The organism is Micromonospora sp. URMC 107 (assembly GCF_051386315.1).
Lineage (GTDB): Bacteria > Actinomycetota > Actinomycetes > Mycobacteriales > Micromonosporaceae > Micromonospora.
Genome location: NZ_JBPQTK010000006.1, coordinates 1 through 22,185 on the forward strand (window position 1 = coordinate 1; position 22,185 = coordinate 22,185).

Here is a 22,185-nt window from a genome sequence, read left to right on the forward strand (position 1 = left end):
GCCCAGCACCCCCACCCAGCACCTCATCGCCACCGCCTACACCGAGGCCCTCACCAGCCACACCCAGCCGATCGGCGTCCACGACCGGTTCTTCGACATCGGCGGCGACAGCATCCGCGCCATCCGGGTCGTCGGGAACCTCCGCGACCGGGGGCTCGACCTCACCGTCGCGGACCTCTTCCGCTACCGGACGGTCGCCGAACTCGCCGAGGCCGTCGACGCCCGGGAGTGCGGGCCGCCGGCCGAGGCCACCCGCCTGGTGGACCGGTTCGCGCTGATCTCGGAGGAGGACCGGGTCCGGCTGCCCGAGGGCGTGGTCGACGCGTACCCGCTGTCGATGGTGCAGGCCGGCATGGCGTACGAGATGCTCGCCGATCCGACCGGCGAGCTCTACCTGAACAGTCTCTGCTACCCGATCGAGGGCGACGCGTTCTCGCTGCCCGCCCTGCGCGCCGCCGCCCAGTTGCTCGCGGTCCGGCACGAGATCCTGCGGGCCTCGGTCGACCTGACCGGGTACCGCGAGCCGCTCCAGCTGATCCACCCGACCGCGGAGATCCGGGTCGGCCACACCGACCTGCGGGGCGTACCGGTCGCGGAGCAGGAGGCGACGGTGGCCCGGCTGGTCGCCGAGGAGCGGCGGGACCGCTTCGACCTGGGTACGCCGTCGCTGCTGCGGCTGCACGCCTACGAACTGGGCGACGACCGGTGGCGACTGCTGGTCAGCTACAGCCACGCCATCCTCGACGGCTGGAGCCAGAACTCGTTGGTGCCGGAGCTGCTGGCGTACCACCGCCGGATCCGCGACGGGCAGGACCCGCAGCCCGCCCCGCAGCCGGCCGTCCGGTTCGCCGACGCGGTCGCGCTCGAGCGGCGGGCGGTGGCCGCCGGGGTGGACCGGGAGTTCTGGGCGTCCCGGGTGCTGACTCACGAGCGGCTCAGCGTCCCGGCGGCGTGGGCGGGTGAGGGTGCCCGGTACCGGGCGGTGCGGCTGCCCTTCGCCGACCTGATGCCGGGCCTGCGCGAGCTGGCCCGGGCGGCGGACGTACCCCTGAAGAGCCTGCTGTTCACCGCGCACCTGACGGCGCTGGGCGTCGTGACCGGGCAGCGGCGCTTCCACACCGGGCTGGTCTGCAACGGACGGCCCGAGCTGACCGACGGCGACCAGGTGCGGGGGATGTTCCTCAACACCGTGCCGTTCGCCGTGGAGCTAACCGGATCGAGCTGGGCCGAGCAGGCCCGCCTGGTCTTCGCCGGGGAGGTCGCGCTCTGGCCGCACCGGCACTACCCGCTGCCGGCGATGCAACGCGAGTGGGGCAACCAGAAGCCGCTGGTGGACATCTTCTTCAACTACACCGACATGCACGTGCTCGACCTGGGCGGCATCGACCGGTCGGCGATCACCGACACCACCCCGAACGAGTTCGGCCTGTCGGTGTCCAGCGAGCCCGGTCAGCTGATCATCGAGGCCGGCACCGACCGGATCTCCGACGACCACCTGGACCTGGTCACCCGGTGCTACCGGCGGGTGCTGGAGGCGATGGTCGCCGACCCGGCGGGCGACCCGCGCCGGTGCGGGCTGCCGGAGGCCGACCGGCGCCTCCTGCTCGGCCTCGGCGCCGGCGGGCCGCTGCCGGTCCCGGACGGGACGCTGCCCGAGCTGGTCGCCCGGCAGGCGGCGGCCACCCCGGACGCGGACGCGGTGGTCTTCGGCGACGACGTGCTCAGCTACGCCGAGCTGGACCGCCGGACCAACCGCCTCGCCCACCATCTGCGGGAGCTGGGCGCCGGGCCGGGGACGCTGGTCGGGGTGCACCTGAACCGGAGCGCGGACCTGGTCGTGGCGTTCCTCGCGGTGCTGGCCACCGGTGGCGCGTACCTGCCGCTGGACCCCGACTACCCGGCGCAGCGGACCGACTTCATGCTGGCCGACGCCGGCGCTCAGGTGATGGTCACCGAAACCGCGCTGGCCGGGCGGCTGGACACCGCCGGGATCCGGACGGTGCTGCTGGACGCCGAGCAGGCCGCCATCGCCGCCCGTCCGCAGCAGCGGCTGGCCGACCGGCCGTCCGCCGACGACCTGGCATACGTCATCTACACCTCGGGATCGACCGGCACCCCGAAGGGAGTGATGATCAGCCACCGGGGGCTGGGCAACTTCCTCGCCGCGATGCGGCAACGGCCGGGCCTGCCGGCGGGGGCCACCGTGGTCGGCCTGACCACCGTGTCGTTCGACCCCTCGGTGCTGGAGCTGTACCTGCCGCTGCTGGTCGGCGGCCGGGTGGTGGTGGCCGACGCGGAGCAGACCCGGGACCCGCAGCGCATGGCCGAGCTGATCCACACCGCCGCGCCCGCGGTGCTCCAGGCCACCCCGGTGACGTACCGGATGCTGCTGGACTCCGGCTGGTCGGCACCGGCCGGTGCGACCGTCCTCTGCGGCGGCGAGAAGCTGCCGACCGAACTGGCGGTCCGGCTCGCCTCGACCGGCGCCACCGTGTGGGACATCTACGGGCCGACCGAGACCACGGTCTGGTCCACCACCACCCGGCTGGCTCCGGACGGCCGGCCCGTCGACTTCGGCATGGCCCCGAACGCCGGGCTCTACGTGCTCGACGAGCGGCTGGAGCCGGTGCCGGTCGGCGTCCCGGGCGAGATCCACATCGGCGGCGACGGGGTGGCCTGGGGCTACCGGGCCCGGCCCGCGCTCAGCGCGGAGCGGTTCATCCCCGACCCGCACTCCGCGGCGCCGGGTGCCCGCATGTACCGCACCGGTGACCTGGCCCGCTGGCACGCCGACGGGCACCTGGAGATCCTCGGCCGGGTCGACCACCAGGTGAAGATCCGGGGGCACCGGATCGAGCCGGCCGAGATCGAGGCGGCGCTGCTGGCCCACGAGCACGTCCGGGCCGCCGTGGTGCACCCGCAGCGCATCGGCGGGGCGCAGGAGCTGGTCGCGTACCTCGTCGGCGGCGAGGGGCACCCGGTGCCGACGGGCGAGCGGCTGCGCGAGTTCCTGCTGCGTACCCTGCCGGACTACATGTGCCCGGCCGCCTACGTACCGCTGGAGGCCCTTCCGCTCACCCCGACCGGCAAGGTCGACCGCAACGCCCTGCCGGTGCCGCGACCCGGGGCCGGTGTGCGGGAGGAGACCGTGCGGGTGGCGCCGCGGACCGCCGACGAGCGGACGGTCGCGCAGGTGTGGGGCGAGGTGCTCGGCACCGACGAGGTGGGGGTGCACGAGAACTTCTTCCAGGTCGGCGGGCATTCGCTGCTGGCCACCCGGGTCGCGGTCCGGCTCCGTACCCTGCTCCGCGTCGACGTGCCGGTCCGGGCCCTGTTCGACCACCCCACCGTCGCCCGGCTGGTCGGGGCGCTGCCCGGCTATCCGAAGCTGGACGACCGGCCGGCGGTGCCCAGGCTGACCGCCCGGAACCGGCTGGCCGACGTCGCCGCCCGCCGGGGTGCCCGGTGACCCCGCGCGGGGGCCCCGCCGGTCCCCGCCGGATCGGCGGTGACCGGTGAGCCGGGTCGACGATCCGGTACTCGGGGAGCGGATCCCGCCGCTGCACCGCAACCGGGACTTCCTGCTGCTGTGGAGCGGGTCGGCGGTCTCCATGCTCGGCTCGACCGCGTCGCTGGTGGCGTACCCGCTGCTGGTGCTGGCGCTGACCGGCTCGCCGGGTGCCGCCGGGCTGGCCGGTTTCGTGGCGCTGGTGCCGACGCTGCTGTTCCAGCTGCCGGCCGGGGCGCTGGTCGACCGGTGGGACCGCAAGCGGGTGATGATCTGGTGCGACGTGCTGCGGGCGCTGGGGGTGGGCAGCATCGTGGCGGCGATCGCCGTCGACGAGCTGCACCTGTGGCACGTGCTGGCCGTCGGTTTCGTCGAGGGGACGCTGTCGGTCGGGTACGAGCTGGCGGCCGGTGCCGCGATCCCGAACCTGGTGCACCCGAGCCAGGTGACCACCGCGCTGTCGCGCAACGAGGCCCGCGAGCGGGCCGCGGTGATGGCCGGCACCCCGCTCGGCGGCGTGCTGTTCGGGTTGGGGCGGATCTGGCCGTTCGTGCTGGACACGGTCTCCTACCTGGTCTCCCTGCTGACGCTGCTGTTCATCCGCCGCGACTTCCAGGCCGTACCGGGCAGCGCGCCCGGCGCCGAACCCGGTGCCGGGAAACTGGCTGCCGAACTCACCCACGGACTGCGCTGGTTGTGGGGGCAGCCGTTCCTGCGGACGGCCACCCTGCTGGTCGCCGGCAGCAACCTGCTGTTCCGCGTCCTGTTCCTGATCATCATCGTGGCGTTCGAGGCCGCCGGGGCGGCCCCGGCGGCCATCGGCCTGCTGCTCGGCGTGGCCGGCACCAGCGGGGTGGCCGGTTCGCTGGTGGCGACCTGGTGCGCCGGACGGTTCTCCATGCGCGCGATCGTCATCGCCGCGAACTGGGTGTGGGCGCTGATGACCTGCGTCATCGCGGTCACCGACGACCGCTACCTGATCGGCGCCGCGTACGCCCTGATGTGGTTCGTGGGGCCGATCTGGAACGTCGCGGTCGCCGGTCACCAGATGGCCCTCACCCCCGACCACATCCAGGGCCGGGTGCTCAGCGCGGTCAGCCTGCTGGCCAACGGCGCGGTGGCGCTCGGTTCCCTGGCCGGGGGCTACCTGCTGGAGTCGCTCGGACCGACGCACGCGGCGTGGTCGATGGCCGTCTGGATGGTCCTGCTCGCCGCCCTGGCGACGCTGAGCCGCTCGGTACGCCGAGCGGGCTTTCTGCCCATTGAGCACCCAAGGAGGAGCTGAAGGTGTTGCGCACCATACTCAAGTCGAAGATCCACCGCGCGGTGGTCACCCAGGCCGACCTGCACTACGTCGGCTCGCTGACCATCGACGAGGATCTGATGGACGCCGCCGACCTGATCGCCGGCGAGCAGGTGCACGTGGTGGACATCAACAACGGTGCCCGCCTGGAGACGTACGTCATCGCCGGGGAGCGCGGCAGCGGGGTCATCGGGATCAACGGGGCCGCGGCCCGGCTGATCCACACCGGCGACCTGGTCATCATCATCAGCTACGCGGCGATGATCGACCCGGACGCCAAAGGGTACTCGCCCCGGGTGGTGATGGTGGACGAGGCCAACCGGATGCTCGGCACCACCGACGACCCGGCCGAGGCGGTCCCCGGCACCGCGACCGTTCCCGGTACCACCCTGCGGGCCGCTACGGGTCCCCGTAGCGGGAGCGAACATGCGGGTCGATGAGACCGACGTCGGCGGGGTGCTGAGCACGATCGGCGGATCCCCACTGGTGCGGCTGGACAAGCTCATGCCGGACGCGCCGTTCACCCTGTGGGCGAAGTTGGAGGCGCACAACCCGGGCGGCAGCATCAAGGACCGCTCGGCGTTGGGCATGCTGATCGACCGGCTCCGGGCCGGGGAGCTGCAACCCGGCCGGTCGGTGGTGGTCGAGTCCAGTTCGGGCAATCTCGGCATCGGGCTGGCCCAGGTGTGCCGCTACTTCGGCATCCGGTTCATCTGCGTGGTGGACCCCCGCACGAACGCGCAGAACATCGCGGTCATGCGCGCGTTCGACGCCGAGGTGGAGGTGGTGACCCGCACCGACCCGGCCACGGGCGAGTACCTGCCGCAGCGCATCCGCCGGGTCCAGGAACTGGTCGCCACCATCCCGAACGCCTGGTGGCCGGACCAGTACGCCAACCCGCTGAACCCCCGCGCCCACGAGACGACCATGCGGGAGATCGTCGAGGGGGTGCCCACCCCGCTGGACTTCCTGTTCTGCGCGACCAGCTCCTGCGGCACGCTGCGCGGCTGCGCCGACTACGCGCGCCGGCACGAACTGGCGCTGACCATGGTCGCGGTGGACGCCGCGGGCAGCGCCATCTTCGGTGACTACAGCCCGCGCAAGCGGCTCATCCCCGGCCACGGCGCGGGGATCCGGCCGAAGCTTTACCGGGACGGGCTGGCCGACAAGGTGGTGCACGTCGACGACCTGGACTGCGTGGCCGGGTGCCGACGGCTGGCCCGCCGGGAGGCCATCCTCGCCGGTGGCTCGTCCGGCGCGGTGGTGGCCGCCCTGGAGCAGCTGCGCGACCTGATTCCGGCCGGCGCGACCTGCGCGCTGATCTTCCCGGACCGGGGTGAGCGCTACCTGAGCACGATCTACGACGACGACTGGGTGGCCGGGCACTTCGGCGACGTCACCCACCTGTGGAGGGACCAGCCCATGGACGTGCCGCCATGTTGATCGTTTCCGCCGGCGAGGTCCGGCAGATCCTGGCCGGCCGCGAGGACACCGTCCTGGACGCGGTCCGCCGCGCCTACGTCCTGCACGCGCAGGGGCGTACCGCGCTGCCGCACTCGGTGTTCCTGCGGTTCCCGGAGGACGCCCGCAACCGGATCATCGGACTGCCCGCGTACCTGGGCGACGACTCCCCCGTCGCCGGCATGAAGTGGATCTCGTCGTTCCCCGGCAACATCGACCGCGGGATGGCCCGCGCCTCCGCCGCGATCGTCATGAACTCGATGGCGGACGGCCACCCCGTCGCGCTGATCGAGGGCTCCACGATCTCCGCCCGACGGACGGCCGCCAGCGCCGCCCTGGCCGCCGGTGCGCTCGCCCCGCCGGCCAGCGGCGTCTCCCTGGTCGGCTGCGGCGTGATCAACTTCGAGGTGCTGCGATTCCTCCGGGCGGCACTGCCCGGTCTGGCCGAGGTGACCCTCTTCGACCTGGACGCCGGGCGGGCCGCCGCGTTCGCCCGGCGCTGCGCACCGTGGGACCTGAAGGTGAGCGTCGCCGGCGGCGTCGAGGAGGCGCTCGGCGCCCACCCGCTGGTCTGCCTGGCCACGACGGCGGGCGTACCGCACCTGGGGCTGGCACACTGCCGGCCGGGGGCACTCGTGCTGCACCTGTCGCTACGGGACATCTTCCCGGCGGACATCCGCGCCGCGGTCAACGTGGTCGACGACGCCGACCACGTCTGCCGGGCGGCCACCTCGCTGCACCTGGCGGAGCAGGAGACCGGCGACCGGGCCTTCATCGCCGCCGGCATCGGCGAGATCCTGGGCGGCGCCGGCTGGCGGCACGACCCGGAACGGGTCACCGTCTACTCGCCGTTCGGCCTGGGCGTGCTCGACCTCGCCGTGGCCGAGCTGGTGCGGCGCACGGCGGAACGGGACGGCATCGGCACCCGGCTGCCGGACTTCCTGACCACCGCGCCGGAGGACCCGGATGCCGACTGAGCCGGGCGTCGCACCGTGGAACGACACCGCCAGGACATACCCGGGACAGCCGGCCCTGCACGAGCTGGTGCACGGGCAGGCGGCACGCACCCCGGACGCCGTGGCGGTGCACACCGAGCGGGGACGGCTCAGCTACGCCGAACTGGTGGGACGGGCCAACCAGCTCGCCAACCTGCTGCTCGCCCGGGGCATCGGCCCGGAGTCCCGGGTCGGGGTGTGCCTGCACCGGGGCGGCGACATGGTGGTGGCCCTGCTCGGCGTCCTCACCGCCGGGGCCGCCTACGTGCCGCTGGACCCGGAGTACCCGGCCCAGCGGATCGCCTTCCTGGTGGCCGACGCGGGGCTGGACACCGTGGTCGCCGAGGCGGACCTGCCGGTTCCCGCCGGGTCGGACCGGCCCGTCACCACCGTGTCGGTGAGCCGGGGGACCACCGGTTGGCCGACCCGGGCACCGCAGGTCACCGTCGACGCGGAACACCCGGCGTACGTCATCTACACCTCCGGGTCCACCGGCCGACCCAAGGGCGTGGTGATGCCGCACCGGGGCATCGTCAACCGGATCCGCTGGGGGTTGGACGCGCATCCGCTGGGTCCCGACGACCGGGTGCTCCAGAAGACCCCGTACAGCTTCGACGTCTCGGTGCCGGAGTTCTTCGGCACCCTGGCCGCCGGCGCGCGGCTGGTGATGGCCCGCCCGGGTGGCCACCGCGACCCGGCCTACCTGATCGACGCTATCCACCGGCACGGGATCACCAACGTCCACTTCGTACCCTCGATGCTGCGGGCGTTCCTCGCCGAGGTCCGCGCCACCGGGGCCCGCCTGCCCACCCTGCGCCGGATCGTCTGCAGCGGCGAGGAGCTCGCCGGGGACCTCGTCGCCGAAGCCGACGAGCTGATCGGGTGCGAGCTGCTCAACCTCTACGGCCCGACCGAGACGGCGGTGGAGGTGACCGGGTCGCGCTGCCGGGCCGGTGAGCCGGTCAGCATCGGGCACGCGGTGGCGAACACCCGCACCCACATCCTGGACGACCGTGGCGATCCCGCGGAGGTCGGCGAACTCTGCGTGGCCGGGGTGCAGCTCGCCCGGGGCTACCTCGGCCGGCCCGGGCTGACGGCCGAGAAGTTCGTTCCCGACCCGTTCGGCCCGCCCGGCTCCCGGCTGTACCGCACCGGGGACCTGGCCCGGCGGCTGCCCGACGGCGCGGTGGACTACCTGGGCCGGGTCGACCACCAGGTCAAGATCCGGGGCCACCGGGTCGAACTCGGGGAGATCGACGCCGCGCTGCGTACCGTGCCGGGGGTGCGGGCCGCCGCCACGGCCGTGCACGCCGAGCAGCTCGTCGGGTACGTGGTGGCCAGCACCGTCCCCGGCGTCCGGGTGCTCCGGGCCCACCTCACCGAGCGGCTGCCCGGGTACATGGTCCCGTCGGTGTTCATGGCCGTGCCGGCGTTGCCGACCAGCCCGAGCGGCAAACTGGACCGGGCGGCCCTGCCCGCGCCCGACGGGCGCCGGCTCGCCGACGGGGAGCGGGTCGACCCGCGTACCGACGACGAGCGCCGGCTCGCCGGCGTCTGGGCCGAGTCGCTCGGCACCGGGCCGGTCGGGGTGCACGACACCTTCGTCGAGCTGGGCGGCGACTCCCTCGCGGCCGCCCGGGTCTGCTCCCGCGTCCGCCACCTGTGGGGCTGGTCGCTCTCCCCCGCCGACGTGCTCACCGCCACCGTGGCCGAACTCGTCGCGGGCGGCGCCGGGGGTGGCCCGGCGGGTGGCGCGGGTGCCGGCGGGACCCTGCCGCCGGGTGCGCCGGAGGTCGTCGCCGACGGGTCGCTCAGCGCCGCCCAGCAGCGGATCTGGTTCGCCGACCAGCTCGATCCCGGGTCGACCACCTACACGATGGTCGAGTCCTACCGGCTGCGCGGACCGGTCGACGCCGACGCGCTGCGCGCCGCCCTGGCGGACACGGTGCGCCGGCACCCCGCCCTGCGGACCACCTTCCGGGCCCGGCGCGGCGTCCCGTACGCGCAGATCAAGCCGGACGTCCGGGTGCCGGTCGAGGTGCGCACCGTGGCCGACGTCGCCGAGGCGCAGGTGGCCGTCGAAGGGCTCGCCGCCGTGCCGTTCGCGCTCGCCGAGGGGCCGCTGCTCCGGGTCACCCTGCTGCGGCTGGCCCCCGAGGAGCACGTCCTGGCCGCCGCCATCCACCACATCATCGCCGACGACTGGTCGATGGACGTGCTGTGGCGGGACCTCTGCCGGGCGTACGCGCGGCGCCGCCAGGGCCACGCGGGCGCCGCCGACCCGCTGCCGCCGGCCCCGCTCCCGCCGGCCGACCCGGCCGACCTCGGCCACTGGCGTCGGCACCTCGCCGGCGCGCCGCCCACCCTGGACCTCCCGACCGACCTGCCCCGACCGGCGCGGCTGCGGCAGGGCGGGGCCACCGTCCGGTTCGGTCTGTCGGCGGAGACCACCGCCGCGGTGCGGACGCTGGCGCGGGCCACCGGCTCGACCCCGTTCATGGTGCTGCTCACCGCGTTCACCGTCCTGATCGGACACCTCGCCGGCCGCGACGACCTGGTGATCGGCACGTTCACCGGCAACCGCGACACGCAGGAGGCCCAGGACGCGATCGGGATGTTCGCCAACACCCTCGCCCTGCGGGTGCCCTGCCCGTCCGAGGCGGCCTTCACCGACCTGCTGCTCCAGGTGCGTGACGTGGCGCTGGCCGGGTACCGGCACCAGGGCTTCCCCTTCGACCGGCTGGTGACGGCGCTGCGGCCGAAGCGCGACCTGCGCCACAACCCGGTGGTCCAGGTCGCCTGCCAACTTCTCGGTGACCTGACCGGTCGGCTCCGGCTCCCCGGGGTCACCGCCGAGCCGTTCCGGCACGGGCAGGGCGGCTCCCCGTTCGACCTGCTGCTCACCGTGCGGGAGGAGGGGTCGCGGCTGACCGGGTGGCTGCAATACCAGAGCGAACTCTTCACCGCCGGCCGGGCGGCGTCGATCGCCGACGGCTTCGCCGGAATCCTCACCGCGGCGGTGCGCCGGCCCGAACAGGCGGTCGGGCAGCTGGCCCGGCAGTGGGTCCGGGACGCCGGTGTGGACAATGCGGGGGCGTCGGCCGGCAATCTGGGTGCGGCGGCCCGATGAGCGGGCGCGGGTGCGTTCCTAGCCTGGGGTGGTAGGTCACACCACGCCCACACGGCCAGGAGGCGATCATGAGAAACGAGTCGAAGCCCGTGCTCACCGCCCAGCAACTCCGGGTGCTCGAACTCGTCGCCGAGGGGTACGACAACGCGGGGATCGCGCGGGAGCTGCGCTGCTCCCCACACAGCGTGAAGAACCTGATCTACGACCTCATGGCCCGGTTGCAGGTCTCCAACCGGGTCCATGCGGCCGCGTACGCAATCCGGCACGGGCTGATCTGACTCAGATCAGCCCTTCGCGCAGGGCGCACGCCACGGCGTGCGCCCGGTTGCGCACCTGCCACCGGTGGGTGATCGTGTGCACGATGCCGGTCACGGTACGGACCGAGTAGGCCAGCGAGCGGGCGATCTCCTCGGTCTCGTGCCCGTCGGCGAGCATGAGCAGCACCGTCCGTTCCCGCTTGGTGAGCTGCCGGGCCGGCGGCCGTTCCGGCTCCCGGTCGCCGGCCCCGAGCAGATCCGACGGCACGGTGAAGCTGCCGTCAGCCGTCGCCCGGATCGCCGGACGCAGCCGGTCCAGGCGCACCTCGCAGCGGCGCAGCAGCCCGCCGGCGCCCGCCTGCACGGCCTCGACCACGTCCGGCTCCCGCAGCGTGTCGGTCACCAGCAGCACCCGCCGGCCGGCGCGGGACAGCGAACGCAACAGGACCAGGACCGCGTCGCTGACCTCGTCGGTCACCATCAGCACCACGTCCGGCCGGTCGGCCACCACGGTCAGCTCCGGGCACACCCGCACCATGTCGTCGACGCCGACCCGTACCGCCGGGTCGACGGCGATGACCTGCACCCGTATCCGCTCGTCCATGCGCACCACTCCAGGAAACTCGTTGCTGACGGACAGCAACGAGAATGTCACCGCGGCGCCGGCGGCCGGTACGGGGAACGGCCCCCATATTCCTCACCGGCCGGCGCGACCCACGCCGGCACCGGCGAGCACATGGGTGCTGCCGGTGCGCGCCGGCCACGGCAGCGCCCCACGGTCGAGCTTGCCGTTGGCGGTGGCGGGGAAGCCGTCCACGAACACCACCGCGGCCGGCACCATGTAGTCCGGCAGCGCGGCGGCCACGTGCCGGCGCAGCTCCCGGACGGTCGGACGGCAGCCGGGGGCCGGCACGACGTAGACCACCAGCGCGCGGTCGCCGTCGCGGTCCGGCCGGGCCAGCGCCACCACGTCCTTCACGCTCGCGTGCCCGCGCAGGCGGTGCTCGACCTCGGCCAGCTCCACCCGGGCGCCACGGATCTTGACCTGGCCGTCGATGCGACCGAGGAAGGTCAGCACCCCGTCGGGGCCGAAGCTCGCCCGGTCGCCGGTGCGGTAGAGCCGGCCGCGCGGATCGGGCCCGAGCGTGTCCGGGATGAACCGCTGCCGGGTCAGCTCCGGCTGGCCGTGGTAGCCCAGCGCGAGGACGTCGCCGCCGATCAGCAGGTCGCCCGGCACCCCGACCGGGCACGGCCGCAGGTCCTCGTCGACCACCCAGTACTGCGCGTTGTCGATCGGCCGCCCGTACGGGATGCTGCGCCAGGCCGGGTCGATCGCGCCTACCTCGAAGAAGTTCGACCAGACGGTCGCCTCGGTCGCGCCGCCGAGGCTGACGATCGTCGCTCCGGTGAAGACCGACCGCACCTCGTCCGGCAGCGTCAACGGCGTGTAGTCGCCGCTGAGGTAGACCAGCCGCAGGTCGCCGGTGCCGGCGGCACCCCGGTGCGCGGCGAGCAGCGGCGCGAGGTGGGCAAGCGTGGTCGGCGCGGAGTTCCAGTACGTCACCGGCTCCCGCAGCAGCACGTCGAGCAGCAGCTCCGGGTCGCGCCGCTGCGCGTCGTCGGCGATGTAGACGCCCGCCCCGTACGCGGGCAGGCCGAGCAGGTCGAAGACGGACAGGTCGAAGCCGAGCGAGGTGACCGACAGGCCCAGGTCGTGCGGACCGAAGCCGTGCGTACGGCGGCACCAGGCGAGGAGGTTGTGCAGCGACCGGTGCGCCACGGCGACGCCGTTGGGCCGGCCGGTGCTGCCGGAGGTGAAGACCACGTAGGCGGTGGAGTCCTCGTCGGTGCCGGGCTCCGGGCTCCGCGGCTCGCGGTCGTCCGGCGTGAGGGCGTCGGCGGCGACCGTGCGCACCTGCGGCGGCACCGGCCAGCCGTCCCCGCCCGCCGTGCCGACCAGCAGCCGCACACCGGCCTCGGCCAGGAGAGCGTGCGCGCGTCCGGCCGGGAGCGCCGGCTCGACCGGCACGTAGCAGCCGCCCGCCTTCAGCACCCCGTACACGGCGACCGCCAGCAGCGGGCCGCGCGGCACCCGGATGCCCACCGGCGTCTCGGGCCCGGCCCCGCGGTCGCGCAGCGCCCACGCCAGCCGGTTGGCGAGCCGGTCCAGCTCGCCGAAGGTGAGCGTGCCGCCGGCCCAGCGCACCGCCACGGCGTCCGGACGGAGCCGGGCCTGCGCCTCGAACAGCCGGTGCACCGGGCCGTCCGCGGCGTACCCGCGGGCGGTGGCGTTCCACGCCCGCTGCTGCGCGGCCGGCCCGACCGGTGCCGCCGGGTCGGCCGATGGGCGGCCGGACCCGGTCGTCATCGGGCCCCGCCCAGCACGGCGCTGATCACGTCGGTCAGGTGCACCAGCAGCGGCGGTTTCATGATTCCGATGTGGTCCCCGGGCACCCGGTGCAGCTCGATCCCGCCGTCGATCAGCTCCTCCCACCGGGCGAGATAGTCGGCGAACGTCTGGCCGGAGGAGACCACGTGCTGGCCGTTGGCGAGCGCGTCGCTGGCGATGAGGTGCAGCTTGCCGGCGTAGCGGGGGTTCGGGTATTCGATGAGGGCCTGCAGCGACTCCCGCCAGACCCGGACCATCCGCGGCCAGGCGGTGCCGACGCCGCGCTCGGGCAGCGCCATGCCCTCCTTCTCGTCGATGTCGTTGGCCACCCGCTCGTAGAGGTCCATGATCTCGGCGCGGCGCTCGGGCGTGTCCGCCTCCGGCCCGCCCCGGTCGATCTCCAGGACCAGCTTCTCCAGCCGGCGCACGAAGCCCATCTGCTCGTAGAACTTCGGTCGGGCCTGCGCGTCCAGCACCGGGTCGAGGAGCATGAAGGTCACCTCCTCACCGGCGTCCAGCAGCAGGGTGGCGAGCTCCGCCGCGATCGTGCTGCCGCCGCACCAGCTGAACAGCCGGTACGGCCCGTGCGGCTGGGCGGCCCGCAGCTCGTCGAAGTGCCGGCGGGCCATCTCGGCGGCGGTGGGGATCGTGGCGTGGTCGCCGTGCGGCTTCGGCCACTCGAACGCGGCCAGCGGTAGCTGCGGGTCCAGGTACGGCAGGAAGCGCTGGAACCAGTGGGCGCTGCCGCCGCCGGGGTGGATGCAGAACAGCGGCGTGGCGCTGCCGCGGCGCAGCCACAGCAGCGCCCGGCTGCGGCTGCCGGGTGCGGCCGGCGCCTCCGGGCCGCCGACCGTGCCGTCGGTGATCGCCGCGGCCAGCCGCGCGACGGTCTGGTGCTCGAGGAAGGCCCGGAACGTCAGCTCCACGCCGTGCGACTCCCGCAGCAGCGTGATGATCCGCATCATCGCCATCGAGTGGCCGCCGAGGTCGAAGAAGTCGTCGTCGATGCCGACCCGGTCCAGGCGCAGCACCTGCGCCCACGTGTCGGCGATGGTCCGCTCCAGCGGCGTCCGCGGCGCCACCGGCGCGACCTGCGCGGCGGGCTTCGGCTCGGCCGCGACGAGCGCGGCGCGGTCGACCTTGCCCGAGGCGGTCAGCGGGAACTGCTCGACGACGTGGCAGCGGGTCGGCACCATGTGCGCCGGCAGCCGGCGGCGTACGTGCTCGCGCAGCTCGGCCGGGGACGGGGCCGCGCCGCAGCTGCCCGCGGTGAGCCGGACGAACGCCACCAGCGTCGCCTCCTCGGTGCCCGCCGCGGCGACGGCGACGGCCGCGGCCGCGACGGTCGGGTGCGCCTCCAGCGCGTGCTCGACCTCGCCGAGCTCGATGCGGAAGCCCCGGACGCTGACCTGCTGGTCGCCGCGCCCGTGGAAGCGCAGCGTGCCGTCGGCCGCGCGGGAGACCACGTCGCCGGTGCGGTACATCCGGCTGCCGGGCGGTCCGAACGGGTCCGGGACGAACCGGTCGGCGGTCAGTCCCGCACGGCCGAGGTAGCCGCGGGCCAGGCCCGCGCCGGCGACGTGCAGTTCGCCGCGCACCCCGGCGGGCAGCGGCCGCCCGTCGACGTCCAGGACGTAGCAGCGCACGTTCGCCAGCGGGGTGCCGATCGACGGCATCCGGTCCGGCGAGCCGGCGGCGACCGGCGCGTACGTGGCGGCGACGCACGCCTCCGTGGGGCCGTAGAGGTTGACGAACGCGGCGTGCCGCGCCCAGCGGTCGGCCTGCACGGCGGGGCAGGCCTCGCCGCCGACCAGGGTGACCCGCAGCTGCGGGAAGTCCGCCGGGTCCAGCCGGCTCAGCATCGACGGCGGCAGGAAGAGGTGGGTCAGGGTGGCCGCCTCGCCGCGCAGGTCGCCCGGGTCCCGGTCCACCGCGGGCAGCACCAGCTCGGCGCCGGCGGTGAGCGCGGCGACCAGTTCGGACACCGACGCGTCGAAGCCCACCGAGAAGAACTGGAGCATCCGGTCGCCGGGCCGGACGTCGAAGACCTCCTGCTGGGCGTGCCGGAGGTTGAGCACCGCCCGGTGCGGTACGGCGACCCCCTTGGGCTGCCCGGTCGAGCCGGACGTGTAGGTGACGTACGCCAGGTCGTCCGGCTCCACCGTCACCTCCGGCGCGGTGACCGGCATGTCGAGCTGGGCGGACTCGTCGGTCACGTCGACCGTCGGACCGGCCTGGGACAGGCCGGCCGGCAGCCGCCCGGCGACGAGCAGCACCGCGGCCGCCGTGTCGTCGAGCATGAACCGCAGCCGCTCGACCGGGTACGCCGGGTCCAGCGGCAGGAACGCGCCGCCCGCCTTCAGCACGGCCAGCACGCTGACGGCGAGGTCGGGCGTACGCGGCAGGCAGATGCCGACGACCGTGCCCGGGCCGACGCCGAGCGTGCGCAGCCGGTGCGCCAGCCGGTTCGCGCGCAGCTCCAGCTCGGCGTAGTAGACCTTGACGGCGCCCTGCCGCAGCGCGACGGCGGTGGGCGCGGACCGGGCCTGCCGCTCGACCAGCCGGTGCACCGGCTGGTCGGTGGGGAAGGCCCGGTCGGTGCGGTTCGCCTCGACAAGCACCCGGTCGCGGTCGGCCGGCGCCAGCGTCACGGTCCGCGGCGACGGCGCCGCGGCCCGGCCGGCGTCGTGGGCGGCGCCGGCGGCCATCGCGGCCAGCACCTGCCGGTAGGTCCGGCCGACCAGCTCCAGGTGGGGTTGCCCGATCCTGCTCGGCCGGCCGAGCAGGCGCAGGTGGCCAGGGAACGACACCGCGGAGAACGGCTGCTCGCTCGGGCTGAAGTCGGCCTCCAGGTCGATGCCGGAGCTCCAGTCGAGCATGTGGAAGTCCAGGTACGTGAAGCTGACGTCGACCAGCGCCGAGGCGTGCCGGCCGTCCCGCCGCATCGCGGCCATCGGGTAGCGCCGGTGCGGCCACATCCGCGACTCCTGCGCGAAGACCGCCCGCACCAGCTCCGGCCAGCTCGCGGCGGTCAGGTCGGCGGGGAACGGCACCGTGTTCAGGTACATGCCGACCACCTCGTCGCCGCGCAGCCGCTCCGGCCGGCCGTTGCTGACCAGCCCGGTGAAGAAGCGCTGCCGCCCGGTGACCACGCCCCAGGCCGCGAGGTGGGCGGCGTGCAGCACGCTCTTCAGCGACGCCCCCGCGTCGGCCGCGAGCCGGCGCAGCGCCGGCTCCAGGTCCGCGTACTCGACGACGACCGAGCCCGGTGCGTCGTCGGCGCCGTCCGGCTCCTCCGCCCCCTCCCCCTGGCCGCCCCACTCGGCCGGGATCTCCAGCTTGTCGGCGGCCGTGATGGTGGCGGTCCAGAAGTCGCGGTCGGCCGCCGACCGCAGCGACTCCTGCTCGGCGGCGACGAAGTCGGCGAACCGGACGGCGGGCAGCGGCGGCGGCTGGGGCACCTCGCCGCGGCGCAGCGTCCGATAGTGCGCGAGCAGTTCGGCGATCACCGAGGTGTGGCTCCAACCGTCGAGGATCGCGTGACACTCGACGTGCGTGAGCCACCACTCGCGCTCGCCGGTCTGGTGCACGGTGTAGCGCAGCAGCGGCGGCACGGCCAGATCGAACGGCGCGCTGCGCTGGGTGAGCAGGAAGTCGTCGAGGATCTGGCGCTGCGCGGCCGGCGGCAGGTCCCGCAGGTCGTCCAGGTCCACCGGCAGCTCGGCGGTGCGGTGCACCAGTTGCAGCGGCCGCGTGTAGCCGGCGAGCGCGAACGAGGTACGCAGGATCTCGTGCCGCCGCACCAGCAGCGCCGCGGCGGCGCGCAGGTCGGCCAGGTCGAAGGGCTGCTCGTCCTCGACCCGGTAGCAGCTGACGTTCACGTAGACCGGCCGCGGCGCGGCCAGCATCTCGTACACCATCCCGGCCTGGATCTCGCCCATCGGGTACGCGTCGACCAGGCCCGGCGGCAGCAGCGCGCGGTCGGCGTCGGACAGCAGCGCGAACGGCGCCACCACCGGCTGCTCGACGGCGCGCTCCGCCACGTCGGCCGGCCCGTCCGGCGCCCGCGTGCCGACCAGTTCCGCCAGCTCGGCCACCGTGGCGTGACGGAACAGGTCGTGCACCGACACCGGCAGGCCGGCCGCCCGCAGCGCCCCGACGGCGCGGATCGCCCGGATCGAGTCGCCGCCGTGCGCGAAGAACGCGTCGTGCCGGCCCACCGTGTCGACGCCCAGCGCGTCGGCCACGGCGCGCGCGATCGTCCGCTCCAGCGCAGTGCGTGGCGCGGCTCCGGCCGGCCCGACGCTCCCGGGTGGCGCGGGCAGCGCGCGATGGTCGACCTTGCCGGCGGTGGTCAGCGGCAGCGCGTCGAGCACCATCCACCGCGCGGGCACCAGGTGGCGCGGCAGCAGGGCCCGGGCGTGCGCCGCGACGCCGTCCCGGTCGACCGCCGGCCCGGCACCGGAGCCGACGAGGTACGCGACGAGCCGGTCGTCGTGCACGGTGACCACGGCGGCGGCGACGTCCGGGTGCGTGGTGAGCACCGCCTCGACCTCGCCCGGCTCGATCCGGCGGCCGTGCAGCTTCACCTGCCGGTCCAGCCGGCCGAGGTACTCGATCGTCCCGTCGGCGCGGTGGCGGGCCACGTCTCCGGTGCGGTACAGCCGCCCTCCCGGCTCGGCGCCGAACGGGTCCGGCACGAAGCGGTCGGCCGTGTGCGCGGGGCGGCCGAGGTAGCCGCGGGCGAGCTGGACGCCGGCCACCACCAGCTCGCCGGGCACGCCGGCCGGCAGCAGCCGCAGGTCCGCGTCGACGACGTAGGCGCGGGTGTTGGCGACCGGCCGGCCGATCGTGACCGGCTCCCCGGGCAGGCAGCGCGCCGCGGTCACGTCGATCGTCGCCTCGGTGGGGCCGTAGAGGTTGTGCAGCTGACAGCCGATCCGTTCGTGCACGGCCGCCGCCAGCTCGGCCGGGAGCGGCTCGCCGCTGGCGAAGATCCGGCGCACCGAGGGCAGCCCGCCGGCCAGCGTGTCGAGGAAGGCGCGCAGCATCGACGGCACGAAGTGCAGCGTGGTGACGCCGTGCTCGGCGATCGTCGCGGCCAGGTACGCCGGGTCCCGGTGCCCGCCGGGGCGGGCGACGACGAGCGTCGCGCCGGTGACCAGCGGCCAGAACAGTTCCCAGACCGAGACGTCGAAGCCGTACGGCGTCTTGTGCAGCACCCGGTCGGTGGCGTCGAGCGGGTGCTCGCGCTGCATCCAGGCCAGCCGGTTGGCCAGCGCGCGGTGGGTGATCACGACGCCCTTGGGCCGGCCGGTCGAGCCGGAGGTGTGCAGCACGTACGCCGGGTGGTCCGGGTCGGGGTCGCCGTCGAGCGGCCCGGTCGGGGCCTCGGCGCCGGCGTCCGGCCGGACCAGCGTGCGGGCGGCGGAGCCGACGGTGGCCCGGTCGGTCACCACGATCCGTACGGCGGCGTCGGTGAGCAGCTGCTCCAGCCGCTGCGGCGGGCTCCCGGTGTCCAGCGGCAGGTAGGCGCCGCCGGCGGTGAGCACGGCCAGCAGCGCGGTCACCAGGTCCGGGCCGCGCTCCAGGCACACCCCGACCACCGACTCGGGACCGACCCCGAGCGCGCGCAGCCGCAGCGCCAGCGCGGTGGCGCGGGCGTCGAGTTCGGCGTACGACAGGCTCTGCTCCGCCGCCCGCACGGCCACCGCGTGCGGAGTGGCGGCCGCCTGGGCCCGGAACAGCGCGGGCAGCGTGGTGGCCGGCACGTCGGTCGCGGTGTCGTTCCAGCCATCGAGCAGCTGCTCGCGCTCGGCCGGCGGGAGGATGTCGATGTCGGCCAGCGGGGTGTCCGGGGCCGCCGCCACGCCGGCCAGCAGCTGCCCGACGTGCGCGGCGAACCGCTCGATCGTGTCGCGGTCGAACAGGCTGGTGGCGTAGACCACGGCGCCGGCGAGCGAGCCGTCCGGGCACGGGGTCACCGACAGGGTCAGGTCGAACTTGGCGTCGGCGAACGGGATCGGCACCGACAGGACGTCCAGCCCGGGCGCCTGGAAGCCCTCCGGCCCGGCCTCCTGCCAGACGAACATCGTCGAGAACAGCGCGGTCCGCGCGGGGTCGCGGACGGGCGCCAGCTCCTCGACCAGCTGCTCGAACGGCAGCTCCTGGTGGGCGAGGGCGTCCAGCGAGGTGCGGCGGACCCGCTCGACCAGCTCGCCGAACGTCGGATCGCCGGTCAGGTCGGCCCGGACCACGACGGTGTCCACGAAGAGCCCGACCAGGCCCTGCACGTCGTCGTGCCCGCGCCCGGCCACCGGCGTGCCGACCGTGACGTCGGTCCGGCCGCTCCACCGTCCGAGCACGACCGCGTACGCCGCCAGCAGGACCATGAACGGCGTGGCGTGGTGGCGGCGGGCCAGCTGGCCCAGCGCCGCCGCCACCGGGGCGGGCACGGTGAACGGCACGACGTCGCCGGCGGAGTCCCGCACCGCAGGCCGCGGCCGGTCGGCCGGCAGGTCCACCGGCGTGGCACCGGCGAGCTGGCGGCGCCAGTACGGCAGCTGGGTCTCTCGCAGCTCGGCGGCCCGTTGCCGCTGCCAGGCCGCCACGTCGGCGTACTGCACGGGCAGCGGGGGCAGGTCGGCCGGGCGGCCGTCGAGCGCGGCGGTGTAGCGGTGGCGCAGCTCGTCCAGCAGCAGGCCCTCCGACCAGAGGTCCATGGCGATGTGGTGGGTGGTGAGCAGCAGCAGGTGCTGGTCGGGCTTCCGCCGGACGAGCAGCGCCCGGAAGACCGGCCCGGCGGCCAGGTCGATCGGCTCGCGGTCGACCGAGACGAGCCGGTTCAGCAGCCGGCACTGGCTCTCGCTGTCCATGTCGGTGAGGTCGCGGATCGGCAGCGGGACCGGGGCGGGCGCTTCGATCAGCTGCACCGGCTCACCGTCGGGGCCGACCGGGTAGCGGGTGCGCAGCACCTCGTGCCGCGCCACCAGCCCGTCCAGCGCGGCGCGCAGCGCGGCGACGTCCAATCGGCTGCCGGGCTGGTCGGTCATGTGCAGCGCGATCTGCACCAGGTACTCGACGCCGCCGCGCAGCCGGTCGAGGATCCACAGCCGGCGCTGGGCGTACGACAGCGGCGGCGGGTCCGCCCGGGACACCCGGGGGATGCCCGGCTCGGCGAGCGGCTCGAGGCCGAGCAGCCGGCGGTGCAGCAGTTGCTCGTGCGGGGTGGGTGACTCCAGCATCTCGGTCATCGGGTTCCTTCCCGGGCGGCTCGGGACAGCAGGTCCTGCACCTGGCTGTCGGACAGTCGGCTGACGTCGGCGCGGACCGCGGCGGTGACCGCGGCCGCGAGCCCGGCCACCGAGGTGGCCTCGAACAGGACCTCCAGGGGGAGGTCGACGGCGAACGTCTGCCGCAGCGCGGTACGCACCCGGGCGACCAGGAGCGAGTGGCCGCCGAGGTCGAAGAAGTCGTCGTCGGCGGCGATGTCGTCGACGTCGAGCAGCCGCGACCAGATCCCGGCGACGACCCGCTCGACCGGGCCGGCCGGCGGCGTCGGGGCGGGCGCCCGCGACATGACCGGAGCCGCCGGCACGGCCGGCGCGCCGGCCGCCGGGGCCGGCTGGACCGCCCGGGCCTCCGGTTCGCCGGCCAGCCGCTCCAGCAGCGTCACGTAGTCCTCGGCGAGCCGCCGCATCGTCGTCCGGTCGAACAGGCCGCTGGCGTACTCGAGAACGCACCGCAGGGCGCCGGCCGCGGTGCGGCAGACCGTGAACACCAGGTCGAACTTGGCGTCGGTGGCGTTCATGGGCAGCGGCTCCACCGTGGCGCCGCCGAGCGTGCCGGGCTCCTCCGCCGTGTGCAGCACCTGGAACATGATCTCGAACAGCGGGTTGCGGGCCGGGTCCCGGCGCGGCCGGATCGCCGCCACGACGTCCTCGAACGGGACGTCGTCGTGCGTGAGCGCGGCCAGGACCGTCCCGCGCACCCGGTCCAGCACCTCGGTGAACGACGGCCCGCCCGCCAGGTCCGTCCGCAGCACCAGGGTGTCGACGAAGAAGCCGACCAGGTCCTCGGTCTCCGGCGCGTCCCGCCCGGCGGCGGGCATCCCGACCGCGATGTCGGTGCGGCCGGTCCGGTGCGCCAGCAGCACCTGGAAGGCGGCCAGCAGCGTCATGAACGCGCTCGTCCCGTAGCGCTCGCCGACGGCGTCGACCAGCCGGGCGACGTGCCGCGGCACGTCCACGGCGAGCATGTCGCCGCGGGGGTCGCGGCGGGCGCCGCGCGGGCGGTCGGTGGGCAGCAGGACCGGTTCGAGCCCGGCGAGCTGGTCCCGCCAGTAGCCGATGCCGGCCGCGCCGGCGGCCTCGCGCCGGGCCCGCTGCCAGGCCGCGACGTCGGCGTACTGCACCGGCGGCGGCGCCGGCACGGGCCGGCCGGCCGCCAACGCGCGGTACGCCTGGTCCAGGTCGCGCAGCAGCACGTCGCACGACCAGGCGTCGGCGGCGATGTGGTGCAGGGTGAGGCCGACCAGGTGCTCCGCCGGCGCGAGCCGTACCACCACGACCCGCAGCGGGTGCTCCCGGCGCAGGTCGAACGGCCGACCCGCGGCCGTGTCGAGCAGCTCCGCCGCCCGGGTCCCGGCGTCCGGCCCGCCGGTCAGGTCCACGACCGTGACGTCGGCCGGGCCGGGCGGGTCGACGACCTGCACCGGCTCGCCGTCGCCGTCCTGGTACCGGGTGCGCAGCACCTCGTGCCGGCGGACGACCTCGGTCACGGCGCGGGCGAACACCGCGGGATCCCACGGCCCGCGCAGGCGCATCCGCAGCCAGACGAGGTATTCGGTGCCGCCGTGCAGCCCGTCGAGGAACCACAGCCGCTCCTGCCCGGGCGACAGTCGCAGCGCGCCGGTGCGCGGCACCGGCCGGATCCGGTCCCGGGTGCCACTCGGCGGCGGGGCGTTCGTCTGGGTGGGCATCCGGCTCGGCATCGGCGGTCTCCCCTTCACCGGCAGTCGGCGTCGGGTCGAGACTGGTGGACGCGGGCGGGCCGGGACCAGAGAAGGACCGGCAACGCCTCTACCGGTCCTTCTCTGTCCCGGCACCAGCCGCGGTCGGCAGAGTTGCCTCGGGTCAGGGAA

At 74.9% G+C, this 22,185-nt stretch carries 11 protein-coding genes; 7 read left to right on the top strand and 4 right to left on the bottom strand.

Annotated elements, in window-relative coordinates:
- From ACSNN9_RS02305 to ACSNN9_RS02335, 7 genes are all read left to right on the top strand, one after another.
- A partial coding sequence (locus ACSNN9_RS02305; protein WP_436670953.1) for an amino acid adenylation domain-containing protein occupies positions 1-3,469 on the top strand: 3,469 nt, incomplete at its 5' end.
- A 46-nt stretch (positions 3,470-3,515) separates the two neighbouring features.
- Positions 3,516-4,793: an MFS transporter gene (locus ACSNN9_RS02310; RefSeq protein ID WP_436670954.1), complete on the top strand. Its 1,278-nt coding sequence runs from the start codon at positions 3,516-3,518 to the stop codon at positions 4,791-4,793.
- 2 nt (positions 4,794-4,795) lie between these two features.
- The gene (panD, locus tag ACSNN9_RS02315) at positions 4,796-5,251 is read left to right on the top strand and encodes an aspartate 1-decarboxylase (protein ID WP_436670955.1); all 456 of its coding nucleotides are present in this window, start codon (positions 4,796-4,798) and stop codon (positions 5,249-5,251) included.
- Positions 5,238-6,254: a 2,3-diaminopropionate biosynthesis protein SbnA gene (gene sbnA, locus ACSNN9_RS02320; RefSeq protein WP_436670956.1), complete on the top strand. Its 1,017-nt coding sequence runs from the start codon at positions 5,238-5,240 to the stop codon at positions 6,252-6,254. The genes panD and sbnA overlap by 14 nt, the downstream gene beginning before the upstream one ends.
- Positions 6,248-7,249: a 2,3-diaminopropionate biosynthesis protein SbnB gene (gene sbnB, locus ACSNN9_RS02325; RefSeq protein ID WP_436670957.1), complete on the top strand. Its 1,002-nt coding sequence runs from the start codon at positions 6,248-6,250 to the stop codon at positions 7,247-7,249. The genes sbnA and sbnB overlap by 7 nt, the downstream gene beginning before the upstream one ends.
- Entirely contained in the window at positions 7,239-10,397 is a 3,159-nt protein-coding gene (locus ACSNN9_RS02330) for an amino acid adenylation domain-containing protein (protein WP_436670958.1), read from the top strand. Before sbnB ends, ACSNN9_RS02330 begins: the two co-directional genes overlap by 11 nt.
- Positions 10,398-10,465: 68 nt before the next feature.
- Positions 10,466-10,675 (top strand): response regulator transcription factor, encoded by a 210-nt coding sequence (locus ACSNN9_RS02335; RefSeq protein ID WP_358081800.1) that lies wholly within the window; start codon positions 10,466-10,468, stop codon positions 10,673-10,675.
- A gap of 1 nt (position 10,676) precedes the next feature.
- Here ACSNN9_RS02335 and ACSNN9_RS02340 read toward each other — a convergent pair whose 3' ends face one another.
- Genes ACSNN9_RS02340 through ACSNN9_RS02355 form a run of 4 tightly spaced genes read right to left on the bottom strand, consistent with a single transcriptional unit; the run spans position 10,677 to position 22,035 of the window.
- Positions 10,677-11,309 (bottom strand): LuxR C-terminal-related transcriptional regulator, encoded by a 633-nt coding sequence (locus ACSNN9_RS02340; protein ID WP_436670959.1) that lies wholly within the window; start codon positions 11,307-11,309, stop codon positions 10,677-10,679.
- A 42-nt stretch (positions 11,310-11,351) separates the two neighbouring features.
- A complete protein-coding gene (locus ACSNN9_RS02345) occupies positions 11,352-13,022 on the bottom strand; it encodes a non-ribosomal peptide synthetase (protein ID WP_436670960.1) in 1,671 nt (556 codons plus the stop codon).
- Positions 13,019-20,296 carry an amino acid adenylation domain-containing protein gene (locus ACSNN9_RS02350; protein WP_436670961.1) on the bottom strand — a complete coding sequence of 2,426 codons (7,278 nt, stop codon included), beginning with the start codon at positions 20,294-20,296 and terminating at the stop codon, positions 13,019-13,021. The genes ACSNN9_RS02345 and ACSNN9_RS02350 overlap by 4 nt, the downstream gene beginning before the upstream one ends.
- Positions 20,293-22,035, bottom strand: coding sequence for a condensation domain-containing protein (locus ACSNN9_RS02355; protein ID WP_436670962.1), 1,743 nt, complete (start codon positions 22,033-22,035; stop codon positions 20,293-20,295). Before ACSNN9_RS02355 ends, ACSNN9_RS02350 begins: the two co-directional genes overlap by 4 nt.
- Positions 22,036-22,185 lie beyond the last annotated feature (150 nt).